Annotated in this window: 13 protein-coding genes and 4 pseudogenes; 14 read left to right on the top strand and 3 right to left on the bottom strand. The window is 65.8% G+C overall.

The annotated features are described in order from the left end of the window. Position 1 precedes the first annotated feature (1 nt). Together KY5_RS03055 and KY5_RS03050 are read left to right on the top strand one after the other, a co-directional pair. On the top strand, positions 2–796 hold the full coding sequence (locus KY5_RS03055) for an ABC transporter ATP-binding protein (protein WP_098240707.1): 795 nt from the start codon (positions 2–4) through the stop codon (positions 794–796). Between the two features lie 681 nt (positions 797–1,477). Next, positions 1,478–1,940: pseudogene (locus KY5_RS03050) on the top strand (transporter); the annotation flags it as partial. Positions 1,941–3,312: 1,372 nt separating this feature from the next. On the opposite strand, the gene KY5_RS03040 reads toward KY5_RS03050, so the two are convergent. Further along, a complete protein-coding gene (locus KY5_RS03040; RefSeq protein ID WP_159072471.1) occupies positions 3,313–4,191 on the bottom strand; it encodes a hypothetical protein in 879 nt (292 codons plus the stop codon). 1,452 nt (positions 4,192–5,643) lie between these two features. Here KY5_RS03040 and KY5_RS03035 point away from each other — a divergent pair. The 8 genes from KY5_RS03035 to KY5_RS02995 all read left to right on the top strand — a co-directional run bounded on the left by KY5_RS03035 (position 5,644) and on the right by KY5_RS02995 (position 14,146). After that, positions 5,644–6,639: a beta-ketoacyl-ACP synthase 3 gene (locus KY5_RS03035; protein ID WP_234362596.1), complete on the top strand. Its 996-nt coding sequence runs from the start codon at positions 5,644–5,646 to the stop codon at positions 6,637–6,639. Positions 6,640–6,688: 49 nt separating this feature from the next. Then, positions 6,689–6,931 carry a phosphopantetheine-binding protein gene (locus tag KY5_RS03030; protein WP_098240704.1) on the top strand — a complete coding sequence of 81 codons (243 nt, stop codon included), beginning with the start codon at positions 6,689–6,691 and terminating at the stop codon, positions 6,929–6,931. A 362-nt stretch (positions 6,932–7,293) separates the two neighbouring features. After that, entirely contained in the window at positions 7,294–8,364 is a 1,071-nt protein-coding gene (gene mvk, locus KY5_RS03025; protein WP_098240703.1) for a mevalonate kinase, read from the top strand. Beyond that, positions 8,351–9,352 carry a diphosphomevalonate decarboxylase gene (gene mvaD / locus KY5_RS03020; RefSeq protein WP_098240702.1) on the top strand — a complete coding sequence of 334 codons (1,002 nt, stop codon included), beginning with the start codon at positions 8,351–8,353 and terminating at the stop codon, positions 9,350–9,352. Before mvk ends, mvaD begins: the two co-directional genes overlap by 14 nt. Beyond that, positions 9,352–10,563: a phosphomevalonate kinase gene (locus KY5_RS03015; protein ID WP_098240701.1), complete on the top strand. Its 1,212-nt coding sequence runs from the start codon at positions 9,352–9,354 to the stop codon at positions 10,561–10,563. Before mvaD ends, KY5_RS03015 begins: the two co-directional genes overlap by 1 nt. Positions 10,564–11,205: 642 nt before the next feature. Continuing rightward, the gene (locus KY5_RS03005) at positions 11,206–12,297 is read left to right on the top strand and encodes a hydroxymethylglutaryl-CoA reductase (protein ID WP_098247032.1); all 1,092 of its coding nucleotides are present in this window, start codon (positions 11,206–11,208) and stop codon (positions 12,295–12,297) included. Then, positions 12,287–13,522, top strand: a complete 1,236-nt coding sequence (locus tag KY5_RS03000) for a hydroxymethylglutaryl-CoA synthase (protein ID WP_098240700.1) — start codon at positions 12,287–12,289, stop codon at positions 13,520–13,522. Before KY5_RS03005 ends, KY5_RS03000 begins: the two co-directional genes overlap by 11 nt. Positions 13,523–13,756: 234 nt before the next feature. Further along, on the top strand, positions 13,757–14,146 hold the full coding sequence (locus KY5_RS02995; protein ID WP_098240699.1) for a hypothetical protein: 390 nt from the start codon (positions 13,757–13,759) through the stop codon (positions 14,144–14,146). A gap of 41 nt (positions 14,147–14,187) precedes the next feature. Here the strand turns inward: KY5_RS02995 and KY5_RS02990 are convergent. Then, positions 14,188–14,808, bottom strand: a pseudogene (locus tag KY5_RS02990) (transposase family protein); the annotation flags it as partial. A gap of 136 nt (positions 14,809–14,944) precedes the next feature. Between KY5_RS02990 and KY5_RS02985 the strand changes: the two are divergent. Together KY5_RS02985 and KY5_RS43200 are read left to right on the top strand one after the other, a co-directional pair. Continuing rightward, positions 14,945–16,094: pseudogene (locus KY5_RS02985) on the top strand (IS3 family transposase). Positions 16,095–16,195: 101 nt separating this feature from the next. Further along, on the top strand, positions 16,196–16,303 hold the full coding sequence (locus KY5_RS43200; protein WP_418952860.1) for a hypothetical protein: 108 nt from the start codon (positions 16,196–16,198) through the stop codon (positions 16,301–16,303). Here KY5_RS43200 and KY5_RS02980 read toward each other — a convergent pair. Continuing rightward, positions 16,269–17,101, bottom strand: a protein-coding gene (locus KY5_RS02980; RefSeq protein ID WP_234363130.1) for an IS5 family transposase whose coding sequence is annotated in 2 segments (ribosomal slippage) — positions 16,269–16,762 and positions 16,762–17,101 — 834 coding nt in all. Because the reading frame shifts where the segments join, the coding sequence is not laid out codon by codon here. The genes KY5_RS43200 and KY5_RS02980 overlap by 35 nt on opposite strands. Positions 17,102–17,315: 214 nt before the next feature. On the opposite strand from KY5_RS02980, the gene KY5_RS02975 reads away from it, so the two are divergent. Together KY5_RS02975 and KY5_RS02970 are read left to right on the top strand one after the other, a co-directional pair. Continuing rightward, on the top strand, positions 17,316–17,870 hold the full coding sequence (locus KY5_RS02975) for a helix-turn-helix domain-containing protein (RefSeq protein ID WP_324959689.1): 555 nt from the start codon (positions 17,316–17,318) through the stop codon (positions 17,868–17,870). A 191-nt stretch (positions 17,871–18,061) separates the two neighbouring features. Further along, positions 18,062–18,814 (top strand): annotated as a pseudogene (locus KY5_RS02970) (transposase family protein). Positions 18,815–18,952: the final 138 nt, after the last annotated feature.

Here is an 18,952-nt window from a genome sequence, read left to right as displayed (position 1 = left end):
GATGCGACTCTCCGTGGACCGGCTCCACATCACGCTCGACCGCCACGCGATCCTGAACGGCGTGGACATCAAGGCCCGTTCCGGCGAATTCGTCGGGCTGGTCGGGCCGAACGGCAGCGGCAAGTCGACCCTGCTGCGCGCCGTCTACCGCTCCCTGCGGCCCGCCGACGGCACGGTCCGGGTCGGCGACGACGACATCTGGGAACTCGGCCCCCGCGCCGCCGCCCTGCGCACCGCCGCGGTCCTCCAGGACGGCGGCGACGGTACCGGCGGCTTCACCGTCATCGAGACCGTCTCCCTGGGACGCGCACCGCACCACGGACTTCTGGGGCGCGACGGACCGAAGGACCAACGTGCGGTCGAGGAAGCCGTCGACCTGTGCGGCATACGGCACCTGGCCCACCGTGACCACGGGTCGCTGTCCGGCGGGGAACGTCAACGCGTACTCCTGGCACGGGCCTTGGCCCAACGCCCCCGCCTCCTCGTCCTGGACGAGCTGACCAACCACCTCGACATCCGCGCCCGGTTCGAGCTGCTGCACCTGATCCGCTCCACCGGCACCACGACGCTCGCGGTCCTGCACGACCTCGACCTCGCGGCCCGTTTCTGCGACCACCTCGTCGTACTCGACCGAGGGGTTGCCGTCGCGGCCGGTCCCGTTCTGGACGTCCTTACGCCGGAGATCCTGGCCGGTGTCTTCGGCGTGGCCGCGTCGTCGCGACGGGATGCCGACGGCGTGGTCCGGCTCACCTACGCCGCCGAGCCGCTCGCCGCGGTCCCGTCGACCGTGCTCTGAGGCATACGTATGTGACCGGTGTGTGGATCGGGGCTGCTCGATTTGGGTTAGGCAGGTGATTGGGTACAGGCGGATGCTTGCTATTCAGTCATGATCCCCGTCGTGCTTCTGGTTGCGGCGGGGGGGGGAGGCGCCTCCAGGGCGCTCTTCATGTCGGCCTCTTGCTGCCGAGCCCCCGCCGCGCGCTATGGAGTTGGCGTCCGTCGCGTCGGACTTCTGGACCGTGCCGACGAGTTCGGTGACGGAGAGGCCGGCCGCAGCTTTCCGAAGAAGGTGGTCTTCACCCTCCACTTGCCGATTCAGGGCCGGGATTCAGGAGGGTGCCGGGGACGCGAACCGGGTGCCCAAGAAGAGCAGTGATGTGGAAGAGCACGATGAGTGGACGTCAGCGCGGCACTCGGGTGCCATGGAGTGTCTCCCTGGAACGGCCGGGGCCGCCACCCTCGGCCGGAAGGAGCGAGAATGTGGCCGCTGCTGGCCACGCGTTGGTCACGCGTGTCCAATCAGGGGGACCGACCTCTCTGCTCCTTTCACCTGAGCTGACGCGGAGGCCTGCCCGGCGCGAGCCGCCAGGAGCGGGTTGAGAGGTCAGCCCTCACATCATCTCCACGGTGCTGAAGCCGCATCGGGAAATAGAGCGCACCTGCTCGACGCTGTCCATCTCCTAGTTGAGGAGGGGTGGTGGCGAGTCTGAAGCTGTTCCCTACCAAGCGTGGCGTTACTGAAGTCATGCCGCGGTTTGCTGATGTCGAGGCGGATGTGCAGGACCTCATCGAGGCGCACATGGAGACGATGCTGGGCGTCACGTTCCTCGCGAGTGAGTGCGTGATCGACTGCACCGATGGCGGGCGGATCGACTCGCTGGGCCTCGACGAGAACGGGGCGCCCGTGATCGTCGAGTACAAGCGTGGCACCGACGCGGGCGTGATCAACCAGGGGCTGTACTACATGGCCTGGCTGACGGCCCACAAGCACGCCTTCCAGAACCTGGTCCGCGACCGGCTCGGGGCGACGGCCGCGTCCCAGATCCTGTGGAGCACACCCCCGGTTGATCTGCGTGGCCTGCGACTTCACCCGCTACGACGCCCGCGACGCACGCGAGCACCGGCACTCGATCGACCTGGTCCGCTACCGGTACTTCGGCATCCCGCCGCAGTTCGTACGCATCCTCCGTGCGCACATCGAACGGTTCGGCGTGGCGCCGGACGGGCGGCTGTTCCGGAACCAGGCCAGCAGCTACGTGGACGCGGCCGCGTACGGCACCACCTGGGCGCGGGCGCGGAAGTGCGTCCTGACGCGCACGGAACTCGCCTCCGGGCTGGCCAAGCGGCCCTACGACCTTCGGCACGCCGGGATCTCGTTCTGGCTGTACTCCGGTGTGGACCCGGCCGAGTGTGCCCGCCGCGCGGGCCAGAGCATCGAGGTCCTCTTCCGGCACTACGCCAAGTTCCTGGACGGCGTCCGGGAGCAGGCCAACCGCCTCATCGAGCAGTCGATGAAGGAGTGGGACCGCGTCAGCCAGGGCGGGGTACCTGCGGGGTGAGTCGGGGTTTGGTCCGCCACTGGTCCGGAACAGCTGGTCAGAAGGGGGGTAGCGGTGGGAGGAACTGGGAGTTACAACGTAAACCGGGCCCTGGGCTGAGCGGGTCGAGCGGAAGGCGCCTGACGGGTAAAAGCCCAGGTCAGGCGCCTTTTCTCGTGCCTCTAGAAGAAGCCGAGCTTCTTCGCCGAGTACGACACCAGAAGGTTCTTGGTCTGCTGGTGGTACATGCGCGACGTCGCTTCTGACCAGCGGCAAAGGGCGGAAACGTCCGGTGCGAAGCCGAGTTGGTCCGCACCCGGTCCGGATTTTGGTGGCCGGTCTGTGGTGCTGGCGAGTGGGCTCCGCGGTATTGCATGGCACATGCGGTAGACACCCTCCTGTGACATGGGAGCATCTGCGGGGTTGATCACAGACGTGTGATCGTTTGCCCGTTCAGCGCGCAGGTGCCGATCGTCGAAGCGGGGCTGCTTCCGGTTCCGTCAGCTGAGCCCAAGGCCCGGACGCCCGCGTAGCTGCGGCGTTCACGATCGCGCTGCCCGCCGAGGGCGACGCAAGCACCCATGTGCAATCCTGAGTCTGAGGCGACCATGCAGAAGCTGGAGCCCAGCAAGGCCTTGCACGGCCGTGCTCTTGTGGAGTCCGGGCTCGGAGCTGCTGGGCGCCTGCGGCCAGACGGCGGAAGCTGAAACCTTTCTGCGGGTGCAAGACAGCCGGGAAGTTCCGGGGGGATGCTGCGTCCTGCAAGGCCCATGGCATAGGTAGGGGCCATGGACGATCCCTTTGCCCTTGAGCCGCTGGCCGTAGACGTCACCGAAGAGAGCGAAGCAGCGGAGAGGCTGTGCTGCACAACCGCTGCCGTGAGCCAACTCATGGATGCGACGGCAGATCCTTGCCGCAGACTGGTGCAACTTGAGGCGAGTGAGGGTGCAACAGATCAGGGGTAGCCGTGTGCAGCCGCCGGTGGCGTCTCGGTTTAGCCGCAGGGCCGGATCGGGCGCTCGAGGCCGCGGGCCCGGTGGAGCAGGGAGACCGCGCGGTTCTGCCGCGGGAAGGCGCCAGCCCTCTGGCGCAGTCGTGTCAGGGCCTGGTCGACCTGGGCGGAGTGCAGGTAGGGGTAGTGGTCGAGGAAAGTGTGCCAGTGGTCGCAGGCAGCTTCCAGCTGACCCAGGTTCACCCGGGCTTCGGCGAGGCGGGCATGGGTGAGAGCCCATGCCTTGCCCTGGGCCGGGGCACGATGGCGTGCAGCGTGGGTCAGAGAGGCCAGGGCAGGGCCAGGCTCGCCGAGTGCGTTGAGAGTGCGGGCGGTGTGATATTCGAGCCCGGCCCGGGGATAGGAGGTGAAGGGACCGGGGGGACTGGAGGCCCGTTCGTGCTGTCGGTCGGCGGCTCGCAGGTCCGCACGGGATCGGCGTGGCTGGCGCACTGCGGCGTAGGTGAGAGCACGCTGAGCAAGCAGGAAGGAACGGGTTGCCGCGGTAGTAGTGCCGGCGCCTGCCGTGTCCAGGGCGGTCTGGGCCAGCGTGTGTGCCTGGGATGGGTGCCCCAGGCTCAGGGCCTGCAGGCTCATGGTCCGCAGTGTGATGGCGTAGGTGGCGCGGTCATCAGCCTGGCGGGCCAAGTCCAGGGCCGTGCGGTAATAGCACTGGGCGAGGCCCGCGTATCCCGCATCTTCGGTCATCACTCCCAGCAGGTGGGTCAGCTGGGCGGCTGCTGTGCACAGGTGCTGGTGCACCTCGGAGGTGGCCGGAGCGACCAGCATGCGTTCGGCATCGTCAGTGATGTACGCGGCAAGCGCGGAACGGGCATGCCCTCCGCCGTGGGCCGAGCACAGAGAGGCGAACACCTCTGCCATCTCCTGCAGGATGCGCACATCCGCCGATGAGCAGGAGACCGCCCGCTCACTTGCGTTCGGTGAGGTGGATGTCGGCCGGGGAGTCCAGTCGGGCAGGGTGAGAGCGGCCAACGTGTAGGGGCTGGCGGTCAGTGGGGACCGGCGGGCGGGGTCTGCGTCCTGTCGGCACAGCGCGGTGAGCCGGCGTAGTGGGTCGCCCTCCTCCAGTGGATTGGGGTTGCGGGCCGCGCGGCTGGACGGTGACTGGGACAGCCCGGTGTCTTCGGGAGTGATGACGCGCCCGCTGCGGCGGCTCAGCGCTCTGGCGGCGAGGTCCGGTATGGGAGCCCGCGGGCGCGACCCAGCGAGCCAATGTGCCACCGATGTACGGTCGTAGCTCAATGACAACCTCGCAGCCTGACCTAAGATGTTAATCGCTCTGGCCAGGTCCCCGGCACTCCAGTTGGCCTCAGCGAGCAAGTCGGACAATTGACGGTTTGGCGCGTGGCGTGACACAGCGTGACTCCTATCAGTCGTTCGATCGCGCTTCCGGAGACTGTGGCGGCGCAGGTGGTTCTGCTCTGCGCACATCAACGGCTGTGTCGCTTACGTCTCTGCGCGGAAACGGTGTGTATGGAGTCGAGTACCCGCACCTCGGACAGCTATGGGAGCGGGTGGTCGCACGCGCCAGATACCCGTGCGCCCTCTGAACGCTGACGCGCGCCCCCCGTCGGATCCACCCGACCAGGCAACGCTGGCCCGACACCATAGTCGTTGGTTTCCAGCCTGCGAAAGGCGACGCGGTCCACGAGCTCCTCCGGCGAGTGCCCGTCATGCGGCCCAGATCACCTGCGTATAGGCCGGTCAGCTCGTCAACTGGACTGTCTGACAACCTACATGCCCCCAATACCGCATCCGGCCCGCACAGCCTTGGAGCCCAGGTGCCCCACCCCGAGGCGTCGAACAGGTCTCACCTGGCGGGCGTTTCCTTACTGACGGGGATGCGAGGGCGCCGCACTGCGGGCCGAGGAAGCCCGCAGCACCGGTGCCTGTCTGGCACATCGGTGGCGTGTGGCACCTGACCAGCTATTTCCCTGACGTAGTGAGCCGACGAGTCTGGGCGTTCAACGCGTTCACGTCTGGATCACGGTACTGACGGGGTTAGACAGAACCTGGGGGTACTTGACGGATACGTACCTCTTGGCGGATTGGCTGGTCAGGTGTGGCGAATCGACGTGTCCTCAACCCCATCTTGTGATTTCGGCTGGTGGTTTCCGTGGTATCGGCAGCGCTGTTCACGACGGACACCTCTGGGCGGGTTGGTTTGCAACAGGGGCAGGCGCCCGGGCGGCCATATGGCGCCGATCGCACCAGATGCCGCTCCATGCGGCGCGGTTGACTGCCGAGGGCAACCAGCCGCCACCCGCGTCGCATGTCGCAGGTGCCTCTTGCCGCAACGTATCGGAGTGCCAAGTGGACGAAAAGCTAAAACTTCAAGGAGCAGCGGTTGCCGCTTCGAGTCTGTCGCCGAGCGCCGGTTCCCGCATCGATGGACTCGGCGCGTACCGGCCTGTGGCCGTGGTGACCAATGAGGAGGCGGCCACGGCAGCCGGTGTGAGCCCGGAATGGATCTCGAATCGGGTCGGGGTCGAGGAACGCTCTCACGCCAGGGAAGCCGAGACGGTGGTGACGATGGCCGTCGCGGCGGGCAAGGAAGCGCTGGCCGACTGCGATGCCACCGCCGATGACGTCGATGTCGTGCTCCTTTCCACCTGTTCGATGCCGTCTCCCATGCCCAATGGGGCTGCGTCAACCGCTGCCGCTATCGGCTGCACGGCGGCAGCCGGTTTCGACCTCAATGCTGCGTGTTCCGGGTTTTGCCACGGGTTGGCGGTCGCCGACGCTCTGGTGCGCGCCGGAACCGCGCGTAGCGTGCTGGTGATCGGCTCGGAGCGGATGACGGACTGGGTAGCTCCCGAGGACCGCGATACCGGTCCGATTTTTGCGGATGGGGCTGCCGCAGCTCTTGTTGTGCCGTCGGCTGAGCCCGCCATCTTCCCTGTCGCGTGGGGCAGCGACGGGACGCACTCGGACCTGATCAGGATCCCGAGCGAGACGAGCCGGATGGAAATGGCGGGGCGCAAAGTCTTTCGCTGGACCACATCCGAACTGGCCGCTGTCATGCAGGTCGCCTGCGAGCGGGCGGGCCTGGAACCCGCCGACCTGCGAGCGTTCGTGCCGCATCAGGCGAATCTGCGCATCATCGAAGCGTTGCGTCAGGGCCTAGGGGCGCCTGACCTGGTGACCGCCACTGACGTGACCAATGCGGGCAACACCTCGGCCGCTTCCGTACCGCTCGCGCTACACGCGCTGCGCCAGAGGGGCGATGTCAGTCGAGGCGATCCCGTCCTCCTCTTCGGGTTCGGCGCGGGACTCTGCTATGCGGCGCAAGTCGTTCTGTGCCCGTGAAGTCCGATTTCATTGCAACGATCCGATCTTCTCAATCAAGGAGTAAACCGTGTCCGTCGATCAAGAAATTCTGGTGCAAGTGCAGAACATTGTTGCCTTCCTCAGCGAGCGGCCGGTCGATGACGTCAGGCCGGACCACAGGCTGCTGGAGGATCTTGATCTCGACTCCCTCAAAATTACGGAGCTGGCGCAGAAGCTCGAGAACGCGTTGGGCAAGCCCATCGACGACGACTTGCTCAACGCGGATGGCACGACCGTCGCCCGCTGCGCCGAGATCGCCGAATGCGCTTAGAGGCGACGCAGGAGCAGGTATTGGCTCCGCACGGCCCCCGCCGGACGAGGCAACGAGCGGTTCAACTCCTACTGGATTCGAGCTCGTTCCTGCATGCGGCGAGGTGCCGCAGTCGGCCCAGCATTGCCGGGGCGAGAAATAGCCCGGGCACAGCACTGGGCGCACAACAGAAAGGACGATGGGTATGAGCGCAGCACCAATCGCCCGCGCACAGGTCAGTGGTATCGGCAACATCCTTACCTGCTCCGAGATCGCTCTGAAGATCCTCTTGACCACGAGGCCCGTTTGCCGTTGGGCTCCAGCACTGACACAACAGTTGCTGCCCAGCGTGCCGACGCCCGTGCGGGAGGCGGTGAGCAGCCATGGCGCGGAACGTGAGTGACGCCGAGCAGAAGAGGGGCTCGCCAGCACCGTCCCAGGTGGGTTGGGAGGCCGAGCTGCCCCGCACGGGCACCGGGGTAGCACACGGGAAGGTCATCCTGCTGGGTGAGCATGCCGCGGTCTACGGGGCCCCTACCGTGGCGCTGCCGGTGCCCGGAGTGGGCTGCCGCGCTCGCGTGGTGCGCAGTGACCGGGCTGGGGGCGGGATGTTGTCGTTCCGGTTGGTTCAGACGCCACCAGGCGTGCCGTGCGGCCCCATGTCAGTGTCGTCCCACGCTCCGAAGAGTCGCGTGCCGGAAGGATTGTGGGAACTTACGGGGGCCATGCTGCGCCAGGCGGACCTGCGGGGGGCACCGGGTGTGGACGTGCTGGTGGAGAGCGGGGTGCCGTCTGCACGTGGCCTTGGCGCCAGTGCGGCGTGCGCCCGCGCTGTGGCCCAGGCGCTGAACAACCTTCTTGGCCTGCGTTTGAACGCCGAGGCTGTCTTCCACTTTGTGCAGATGTCCGAGAATACGGTACATGGCAAGGCAAGCGGCATCGATGCCCTGGCCACCGGCAGCCACAGGCCGGTATTGCTGGCCGGAGGGCGGATCAGTAACCCAACGGTGGGTACTGACGGTTGGATCGTGGTGGCGGACAGCGGCAGCGGCGCCTCTACGAAGGAGGCCGTAACGATGCTGCGGGAGAGCTTCACCAAGCACCCCGGCAGCCGTGAGACGTTCCTCAGCCGCTCGGTGGCATTGACCCGTGCCGGACTGCGGGACCTGAAACGGGGCCATCTGGTAGCGCTGGGCAAGTGCCTGACGAGCTGTCACCAACTTCTCGACGGGCTTGAGCTGACCACCGACCGGACCAATCACCTGGTGGAAGCCGCACTCAACGCCGGTGCACTGGGCGCGAAGATGAGCGGAGGAGGACTAGGCGGATGTGTGATCGCCCTGACGGCCACTGAGCGCACGGCCGACGCGCTGGCTGCCGTGCTCGCGCGAGAGCCCGGCGTGCGCTGCTGGACGGCTCCGGTGACGAAGGGAGAGAGCCATGCCGGGATCTGACGGCTGTGTCGCAGTGGCCCATCCCAACATTGCGCTGGTCAAGTACTGGGGAAAGCGCGATGAAGACCTCGTCCTGCCGTGCGCCGACAGCCTGTCGATGACACTTGATGTCTTTCCCACTACTACAGAGATCCGACTCGTCGACTGCCAGGCGCAAGATGTGGTGATCGTGGACGGTGCCGTGGACCGGGGCGCGACGGCCCGGCGTATCACCGGCTTTCTGGATCTCGTCCGCGAGCGGGCCGGAAGGTCCGAGGCTGCCGTGGTGGCAACCCGCAACACCGTTCCAGTCGGCGCCGGTCTGGCCTCATCGGCCAGCGGGTTCGCCGCCCTCGCGCTCGCTGCAGCCTCCGCTTACGGCCTGCCGGTCGAACCGGTGGAGTTGTCACGACTGGCCCGCCGCGGGTCCGGATCCGCTGCCCGGTCCATCTTCGGCGGTTTTGCCATCTGGCATGCCGGCGCACCTGACGCCCCAGATCCCGACCTTGCCTCCTATGCCGAGCCACTCGCGAAAACGACACTGGACCTCGCCTTGGTCGCGGCCCTGCTGGAGACCGGACCCAAGCCGGTCTCCAGCCGCGAGGCCATGCGGCGCACGGTGAAAACTTCGCCACTCTTCTCCGACTGGCTCGGCATGGCCCGTGGCGACTGCACGGTCATGCGCGAGGCGTTGGCCCGGGGCGATATCGCCACCGTGGGCGCAATTGCCGAGCGTAACGCCCTCGGCATGCATCAGACCATGGAGAGTGCGGTGCCGCCCGTGCACTACCGCACCCCCGCTTCGCACCGAGTACTTGAGGAGGTGCACCGTATGCGCGCCCATGGCTTACAGGCATGGGCGACGATGGATGCCGGGCCCAACGTCAAAGTTCTGTGCGCCAGCGACGACGCGGAGCGTGTGGCCTGCGTACTGCGTCAGCTGTCGGGCTGCGTGGCGGTGGTGGCCCGCAGCGGGCCCGGCGCGACACTCGACAAGACGGTGCGCTGATGCCGTCGACGGTCACGCACAGCGCGCCGGGCAAGCTCCTCATCGCTGGGGAGTACGCCGTCCTGGAGCCGGGGCAGCCGTCGATCGTGGCGGCCGTGGACCGTTTCATCAGCGTGGAGGCCTCACCGCCTGACAGCGGCGAGGTGGTGCTTGCCACTGATCTGCTACCGCACGAAGTGGAAATGTGCCGTGCACGGACAGGATTGCGCCCCACCGACCCGGCGGAAGCCTGTCACCTCGGCGGGGCCCTCGCACATCTGGTCTCCACAGTCGAGGTCGTCGACCAGCTGCGATCCCAGCTCGGGCTGCGGCCGGTGTCGGTGCAACTGTCGGTCCACAGCACGCTGCACGAACAGGGCACCAAAATCGGACTGGGCTCGAGCGGCGCGGTGACGGCCGCGGCTGTCAACGCCCTGACGGACTTCTTTGGTATGCCAGTGTCGCCGGAACTGCGCTTTCGTCTGGCTCTGCTGGCGAGCATCCGTGTGGACCCCGGCCCTTCCGGTGCGGATTTGGCCGCCAGCACATGGGGCGGCTGGATTCACTACCGCGCACCGGACCGTGCCCGTCTGCTGCACCTCATGAGGCGGACCGGTGTCGCAGAGACGCTGCAGGCCACGTGGCCCGGGCTGACAGCACGCACCCTGTCACCACTGGACACACCGCACCTGCACGTTGGCTGGAGCGGCAGCCCGGCCTCCACCTCCACCCATGTCAGCCACCTGTCCCGCACCCAGTGGTGGCACAGCACGAGCCGCAGCCGGTTCCTGGCGCGTAGCGCGCACTGTGTGACAGCAGCGTTGCACGCGCTCGAACAGCAGGATCCAGCGACACTTCTCGCCGCCATCCGCAACGCGCGGCGCCTCCTGGCCGGCCTGGACCATGAGACAGCCCTCGGCATCTTCACACCGAAACTGACTGAGCTGTGCACCATCGCCGAGGCCTGCGGCGGTGCAGGCAAGCCCTCCGGTGCCGGCGGCGGAGACTGCGGCATCGCACTGCTGCCGGAAACAACCGACGCCCTCGCTCTACGAACGCGATGGGCGGCAGCAGGGATCACTGCGCTGCCGCTGCGGATCACTGACGCTCTGGCCGATGCCGATGCCGATGCCGATGCCGATGCCGATGCCGATGCCGATGTCGGGTCGCTCGCGAGGGGCCCGTACGTCAGGCAGGGGCTGGTCCTGCGCCCTTCCGTCATCTTCGACTGAGGACTGTCTCCGTGAGCGGATCACGCAAAGACGACTGTGCGCGGCTGGCAGTCGCGCAGCACGAAATAGCCGATGAGGACCTAGCCGACCCAACACACCCACCCAGCCGGTTCGACGAAGTGCACTTCATCCACCACGTTCTGGCTGGAACCATCCGAGACCGCATCTCACTGCGCACTCGGTTCGGCGGACTGGACCGGCCAGTCCCTCTTTACATCAACGCCATGGCCGGCGGCAGCATAAGAACCGGGAGATCAACGGCGACTTGGCAATCGCCGCCGATGGGACCTTCATGCCCGAAGGAGACCGCTCCGGCCGCCCTGCTCGACGCGTGCGGCCACGGCCTGCCCCTGTTCGCATCGGGCGACATCCGCCACCCGCTGGATACCGCCCGCGCACTGGCCCTGGGAGCCCATGCGGTGGACGCCCCCGGAACCTCCTCACCACCCTCCTCACCGGTGGGGTAACTGCTCTCATCCAGCAGATCACCAACTGTCTGGAACAGCTCGGGCGCTCATGACACTCCTGGGAACCCACAGCACAGCCGCTCTCACCGACCGGGACCTACTCGTATCCGGCTCCCTTCGCCTGTTCTGCGATCGACCCCATATCGACAGCCCCAAACCACCACGGAGACCACTGATGAACGAACACCCCACCCGGCCCAAGCCCTCCGACCGGAACAAGCGGACCAAAGCGCATATTCCCACGCGCTGGGTCGGCCCGCTGCGCGTGTCGGGAAACGTGGCCACCACCGAGACCGAGGTGCCCCTGGCAACCTACGAGTCGCCACTATGGCCGGCCGTCGGTCGCGGCGCGCAGATTTCCAGGATGGTCGAGAGCGGCATCACTGCCACCCTCATGGACGAGCGCATGACCCGCTCCGTCCTCGTCGAAGCGGACACCGCCGAAATCGCTCACACCGCTGCCCGTGCCGTACACGGGCGCATCGATGAACTGCGTGCCCTCACACGCGCCACCAGCCGGTTCGCCGAACTGCTGAGCATGCGGGACGAGATTGTCGGCTGCTTACTGTTTCTGCGCTTCGAGTTCAGCACGGGGGACGCCTCCGGTCACAACATGACCACCCTTGCTGCAGACGCCCTGCTGAGCCATCTTCTCGAGTGTGTGCCCGGCATCCGTTACGGATCGATCTCCGCCAACTACTGCACTGACAAGAAAGCCACCGCCATCAACGGCCTCCTGGGCCGAGGCAAGAAGGTGACCACGGAGATACTCATCCCCGAGCAGGTGGTGACAGGCCGTCTGCACACCACGGCTGCTCAAATTTCCAAACTCAATACCAACAAGAACCTGGTGGGCACGCTTCTGGCCGGCGGCATCCGTTCCGCCAACGCCCACTACGCGAACATGCTTCTAGCCTTCTACCTCGCCACCGGCCAAGACGCCGCCAACATCGTGGAAGGCTCCCAAGGCGTCACCCTCGCCGAAGACCGCGGCGGTGAACTCTACTTCTCCTGCACCCTGCCCAACCTGATCGTTGGCACCGTCGGCAACGGTAAAGGCCTCGACTTCATCGAGGAAACACTCACCACCCTCGGCTGCCGCGAGGAGCGCCCCGCCGGTGACAACGCACGCCGTCTCGCCGTCCTTGCCGCGGCCACCGTGCTCTGCGGCGAACTGTCGCTGCTCGCCGCCCAGACCAATCCTGGCGAACTCATGAAGGCCCACACCCGTCTCGAACGCCTCAACGGAGGCCACCATGACCAATGATCGCGCCGTAGGCATCCACGACCTCTCCTTTCGCACAGGCAGCCTCGTCCTCACCCACGCCGAACTCAGCAAGCACACCGGCGCCAGCGTGGCGAAATACCACAAAGGCCTCGGCCAGCAGGCGATGAGCCTACCCGCCGCCGACGAAGACATCGTCACTATGGCTGCCGACGCAGCGGCACCGATCATCGAACGCCACGGCACCGACCGGATCTGCACGCTCCTCTTTGCCACCGAGACATCCATCGACCAGTCCAAAGCGGCGGGCGTGTACGTTCACTCGCTGCTCAACCTCCCCTCGAACATCCGGGTCGTCGAGCTCAAGCAAGCTTGCTACGGAGCGACTGCGGCCCTCCAGTTCGCGGCCGCGTTGGTCCAGCGCGAGCCCGAGCAGCAGGTCCTGGTTCTCGCCAGTGACATCGCCTGCTACGACCTCGACAGCCCGGGAGAGGCCACCCAAGGGGCTGCCGCGGTAGCCATGCTGGTCTCAGTCGACCCCTCCCTCGTCGAGATCAACACCCCCTCCGGTCTGTACACACACGACGTCATGGACTTCTGGCGCCCCAACTACCGCGCCACCGCTCTCGTCAACGGGAAGAAGTCCATGGCCGCCTACCTGGCAGCAGTCGAAGGGGCATGGCACGACTACCAGGCACGCGAGGGCCTTTCGATCGAGAAGATCCGCACCGTCTGCTACCACCAGCCCTTCACGCGCATGGCGTTCAAAGCCCACCGACACCTCCTCGACACTGCAGGCGTCGAAGCCGACGCCACAGCAACCGATCACGCCATCGCACCCACGACCCACTACAACGAAATCATCGGCAACAGCTACACCGCATCCCTCTATCTCGCCCTCGCGTCCCTGCTGGACGCAGAAGACGAACTCGACGCAGAAACGCTCGGCTTCTTCAGCTACGGCTCCGGAAGCGTCGCCGAATTCTTTACCGGACGAGTCGTCCCCGGCTACCGCGCCCAGCTCCGCACCACCGCACACCTCGAAGCGATATCGCGACGCCGCGACATCGACTACAACGCCTACCGCCGCGTACACACACAGCCCCTGCCAGACGACGGTTCCCAGCATCGTCTGCCCCACCAGACTCAGGGATCATTCCGTCTCTCCGGAATGGAGGATCACCAACGCATCTACGAGGCGGTTCACGTTTCCGCAGACATCGCGTGCTCCAAGGGCACACACCGCCGCCTGACACCCACCGTCTGACAACAGCCCGCAGATCACCCGAGCACCAGCCAGGCTGGTGCGGAACAGCACAACAAGAACCCTATGCGCCTACAGCGGCAAACTGGCCAAAAGACAACCACCGGAACCAGCACAACCCGAATTCACCAGGCCGACTTGCGCCCACAAACGAGGAGTGCCTGCATACACACGAGCCAAGCAGTCCCAACGGCTGGAACCAACAAGCTGCCGAAAAGGAATGCGACCAATAGTGTCATGGCATCACAAAATCGCAACGCTGCCACTCTGCGCGCCGTCTATGCCGATCTGCGCACCATCGGCCGCTACTGTGCCCCGACCATCGTTGTCCACCCGGCACATCACACCCGGTGCGACACCGGAACCCTCCTGGGGCTCGATGCCGCGACCGCACACGAGCAAGCTCTGTTCAACCTGACCAACAACACCGTGGTGATGGAACTGGAGTATGTCGCCGCCAATGACTACTACGGTGTGGCCATCGGCCTGATGCACGCGGAAGAATCCATCCCCGTTCAGGTGCCGTTCTGCGGGGTGTGGCGGTTCGACGGCCAAGGGCGACTGATCGAGCACTGGGAGTACGACACCGACCCCACCGCATTCGCGGCCCTCACACCCGACATCTGATCATGACACCCCGCCCGACGCACCTAAAGATAGTTCTCTGGTCATGATGCGAGCGCCAGGTTGTGCATCTGGGCGACGGCCTGGACTGCGTGGTGGAGGCCGTCGCCGTGCTGCCGACAGTCGCGGAGGACCTTGTAGTTCTTCATGCGGCCGATCACATGCTCCACCCGGGCCCGCACCGTGCGGTGGGCCGCGTTGTCGGCCTCCTCGCCCGGCAGCAGCGCACGTCGGGGACGTTTCCGGTGCGGGGTGACCATGCCGCAGTTGAGGTAGGTGCCATCGGCCAGGACGGTCACACCCCGGCAGTACGCGGCCAGGCCGGACACCCGCCAGGCATGCGCGTCCGCGGTGGTACCCGGCACCGGCCGGGCCGCCGCGATCACCAGACGGGTATCGGCGTCCACGATGACCTGCACATTCGCCGAGAGCCGGTAGTTCCGGCTGGAGGAACCGACGCGCCGGTCCCGCACCGGGACCAGGGTGCCGTCCACGATCCACAACCGGTCCGCCGCATCGGCAGGGCGGGCCACCGGTTCGAGCGCGAGAAGCGGGCCCAGCTTCTGTACCACCCGACACACCGTCGAGGACGAGACACGGAAGAGCGGCCCGAGCTGCCGCATGGTCAGATTCGTGCGGTAGTACACGGCCACGATCAACACCCGCTAGGCGCTGTTTCTCGGATCATGTGCGGAGCCAGATTGTGAGGGCTGCGAGGGTGATGGTGCCGAGGGACCTTGACCCCGGGTTTTGGACACCGGAGAGACTTGGATCTTGATGGTCCAGGAGAACGGAGTCCCCGTGGGGATGAAGCTTTACCCCGCCGAGTTCAAGGCAGACGCGGTCGCGTTGTACCGGTCGAGGCCAGCAGCGACGATCACGTCGGTCGCCGGTGATCTCGGGGTGAACACCGAGACGCTGCGGAATTGGATCCGGGCCGCCGACGGCCGCTGCTCCGGCTGCCACTCGACACGGCCGGCCACTTCGCAGGCCAACGGAGACGACGTTCAGGCGGAGCTGACCGCGGCCCGCAAGAGGATCCACGAGTTGGAGGAGGAACGTGACATCCTCCGCAAGGCGGCCCGGTATTTCGTGACGGAGACGCGATGGTGAACCGCTGCCAGTTCGTTGAGGATCACCAGCGTCGTCACGGCGTGAGGCGGCTCTGCGACATCCTCGGGCTCTCGCGTTCGAGCTTCTACTACTGACCCGCACCGCCGCGGCACGGGCGGCGCGGCAGGCCGTCGAGGACGGGCCCGCGGCCCGGATACGAAAGGTCCACCAGGACTCCGACGGCACCTACGGCGCCCCCAGAATCACCGCCGAGCTCCGCGACGGGGGCGAACGCGTCAACCACAAACGCGTCGCCAGGATCATGCGGACCATCGGGCTCGAGGGAGTCCGTCTGCGCCGCCGGCACCGAACCACCATCGCGGACCAGGCCGCGGCGAAGGCACCGGATCTGATCGGACATGACTTCACCGCATCCAAGGTGAACATGAAGTACGTCGGCGACATTACGTATCTACCGGTCAGCGGTGTGAAGCCGCTCTATCTCGCGACCGTCATCGACCTCGCCTCACGCCGTCTGGCCGGATGGGCGATCGCCGACCACATGCGGACAGAACTCGTCATCGAAGCCCTGACACTTGCCGGAGCGATCGTGCATACGGACCACGGATCCCAATACTCGAGCAGGGCTTTCGCGGAAACCTGCAGGTCAGCGGGAGTCCGACAGAGCATGGGCGCGGTCGGCTCCAGCGCGGACAACGCCGCCGCGGAAAGCTTAAACGCCGCCTTCAAGAGGGAGACCCTCAAAGGCCACAAAGCCTGGTCGAGCGATCGTGAAGCCAGGCTCGACGCCTTCCGTTGGCTGACCCGATACAACACCTTCCGCCGGCACTCCCGCCTCGGCCAGCGAGCCCCGATCACCTACGAGAACGCCCTCTAGCCAGCAACAACTACCCTGGCCCAAGCCGCATAAACGTGTTCAAAATCCGGGGTCAAGGCCCCGAAGAGTTCAAGCGGGACGCCATTGCGCTTGTCGATTCCATGGGCAAGACGGTCACCGCCGTCGCCCGGGAACTCGGCATCAGTTCCGAGTCCCTAGGTCGTGTCCGCAAAGTCATGGGAGCCAGAGTTGTAGGCAGGCGAGGGTGACCATGGCTTGGTAGTGACGGGCGCGTTTGTCGTAGCGGGTGGCCAGGGCCTTGTGGTGCTTGAGCTTGTTGAAGCAGCGTTCGACGGGGTTGCGGCGCCGGTAGGTGGCGCGGTTGAGGTGGCAGCGTCGCTCGCCGCGCCGAATGCGGCCGTTGACCTGGTCGATTCGTTCCGGCATGGCGTCCTTGAAGCCGTGCCGGCGCAGGTAGGCGCGGATCTTGAGGGACGAGTAGCCCTTGTCCGCAGCCACCCGTTCCGGTCGGGTGCGTGGACGGCCCGGCCCGCATCGCGCGATCCGGATGCGGGCCATGACCGCCTCGAACTGGGTGTAGTCGTTCACGTTCCCGGCGGTCAGGGTGAAGGCCAGCGGGCGGCCGTGCCCGTCACAGGTGAGATGGATCTTGGTGGTCAGTCCGCCGCGGGCGCGGCCGATCGCCTCGCCCGGCCAGTGCTGCCCCTCTTTCGGGCTCCGGTTGCATGCTGATGGGCCCGCACGGTGGTGGAATCGATGCACACGATGGACCAGTCGATGGAGCCGACGGCATCACTGTGCTGCTGGACGTGGGCCAGCAGGCAGTCCCAGGTGCCATTGGCCGACCAGCGGCGAAAGCGTTCGTAGACCGTCTTCCACGGCCCAAAGCGTTCGGGCAGGTCCCGCCAGGCCGCTCCGGTCGACAGTTTCCACAAGATCCCATTGACAACCTGACGCCGGTCCCGTACCGGACGTCCCATCCGGGGCGGGGCCAGCAACGGTTCGATCACCGCCCAGGACTCATCGGTCAGTTCATGACGACACACCACGAACAGACCAACGCGCCAACGACTTTGCGGACACGACCTAGGCGGCTGGTATCGCCAGGCCAGGGCCGATCGTGGCGACGGCGCCCCGGCGGAGTTCACGAGCACTGAGCGCGAGGAGCTCAAGTGGCTGCCTCGGAAGAACTCCGAGCAGACCAAGACGATCGAGGTCCTGCGAAAACCCGTGGGTCTTCTTCGCGAAGGAGAGCGATCGGTGAACGAGACGTACGCGTTCATCGGCGCGGAAAAGACCGCCGGGTTGGTCATGAGGTGTGAAAATAGTGGTAAATTTAACATCAATAGATTGCAAAAATGCTGGTTGTCTATACTGGGGCGCGTTCAGCACTTGCCAGAAAGAGGCGATTTTATGCCCCAAAAGAATAGCGAGATAAAGCCCTCTGTGGCACGAGAAGAATCCCCCTTGCCGAAAAACCGGGACTGCCCACTCAGGGAGGCTTTGACGCTCATCGGTGACAAATGGACCGCTCTAATTCTGATTGATCTCGGCAACGGCCCGCGTCGTTTCACCGAAATAGAGCGCGCCATCGACGGTATAAGTCGACGTATGCTGACTCATTGCTTGCGCAATCTCGAACGCCATGGCCTTGTGACTCGGGCTGTCTATCTCGATGTGCCACTGCGGGTAGAGTACTCTACTACCCCTCTCCTCGACGAAATCCGCGATCCGCTGCACGCCCTCGCGACCTGGGCCGAGCGCAACAGGCATGCCATCGTCGCTGCTCGGCGTGCGTACGACAACGGCCACTGATAACTCCGTCTGTAGATCACAATCTTCATGTCAGGGTGGCTTTTCCCTGATGGTGGATGGCTTGGTAACGACGCCAGTCAGCTGTTTCCAAGCTGGCGGCGTTGACCGCGGGTTGGGTCGTCCTGTGCGACGACGAAGCTTCTGGTAGACGGGTTTTCGGCCAAGACCATCGTGTCTGCCAGGAGTTTCGCGTGCTTGTCTACCCATCGTCGATTAATCTGTCCTGCCGCACTCTGCGGTTCCTGGCCGAACAACGCACAGCCAGGCCACAAAAGATCGGGACACGCTGGCGGCGCCTTCCTGCCGCGCGACAGGCTCTGCTCGCCCTGGTCCATCTACGATGCGGCGACACCTACGCCCAGCTGGCGGCCGGGTCCGGCATCGAGATTGCGACCGTCTTCCGCTACATACGAGAGGCCGTCGACGTCCTGGCCACCCTCGCCCCGCTCCTGGTCGCGGCGATGGAGACGATTCGCGAGAAGGCGTTCGTCATCCTCGGCGGCACCCTGCTGCCCATCGACCGCATCGCTGCGGACACCCCGTACTACTCCTAAAACACAAGCGCCATGGCATGAACATGGAGGTTCTCACCGACCCGTTTGGACGCCTGCTCCAGGCCTCGCCGGGGCTGCCCGGCTCAACCCACGACCTGACCGCTGCCAGGCAGCATCGCATCATCGAAACCCTCGCCGACGGGGGCCCGGATGTTGTGCCGATAAGGCATATCGAGGCGCTGGCGGCCTTGTCCAAGTGCCGTTCCGGGGCCGCCGCTTCAAGAGGTGGAAGCGCAGCCACAACACCACCCATGCCTATATCCGGTGCGTCGGCGAGCAGGCCATGCCACCCTGAAATGCCAGGGCCTCTTGAGGAAGCTCCGCTGCAGCACCAACCAAATCACCGACGTCATGAAAGCCGTCCTCGTACTTCACCACGCACCAGCATGAGGTTGGAAAAGGCTCACTGAATTTCGCGGAGGCTGCGGCGGAGGGTCCGGATCAGATGGTCCGAGTCGTTGAACGTGGTGTTGCACTGCGCCAAGCGCCGAACCAGCGACCAGGCACCTTCCACGGGATTAAAGTCGG

This window comes from Streptomyces formicae, assembly GCF_002556545.1.
GTDB lineage: Bacteria > Actinomycetota > Actinomycetes > Streptomycetales > Streptomycetaceae > Streptomyces > Streptomyces formicae_A.
The sequence above is the reverse complement of the archived record's forward strand: the minus strand, read 5'-3'. Positions and strand labels throughout refer to the sequence as shown.

Coding starts and splice junctions, on each gene's coding strand:
- KY5_RS03005 (WP_098247032.1), top strand. CDS start 11,206: ATGAACGAACACCCCACCCGGCCCAAGCCCTCCGACCGGAACAAGCGG.
- KY5_RS43200 (WP_418952860.1), top strand. CDS start 16,196: ATGGGCAAGACGGTCACCGCCGTCGCCCGGGAACTCGGCATCAGTTCC.
- KY5_RS03000 (WP_098240700.1), top strand. CDS start 12,287: ATGACCAATGATCGCGCCGTAGGCATCCACGACCTCTCCTTTCGCACA.
- KY5_RS03040 (WP_159072471.1), bottom strand. CDS start 4,191: ATGGCAGAGGTGTTCGCCTCTCTGTGCTCGGCCCACGGCGGAGGGCAT.
- KY5_RS02995 (WP_098240699.1), top strand. CDS start 13,757: ATGGCATCACAAAATCGCAACGCTGCCACTCTGCGCGCCGTCTATGCC.
- mvaD (WP_098240702.1), top strand. CDS start 8,351: ATGCCGGGATCTGACGGCTGTGTCGCAGTGGCCCATCCCAACATTGCG.
- mvk (WP_098240703.1), top strand. CDS start 7,294: ATGGCGCGGAACGTGAGTGACGCCGAGCAGAAGAGGGGCTCGCCAGCA.
- KY5_RS03055 (WP_098240707.1), top strand. CDS start 2: ATGCGACTCTCCGTGGACCGGCTCCACATCACGCTCGACCGCCACGCG.
- KY5_RS03015 (WP_098240701.1), top strand. CDS start 9,352: ATGCCGTCGACGGTCACGCACAGCGCGCCGGGCAAGCTCCTCATCGCT.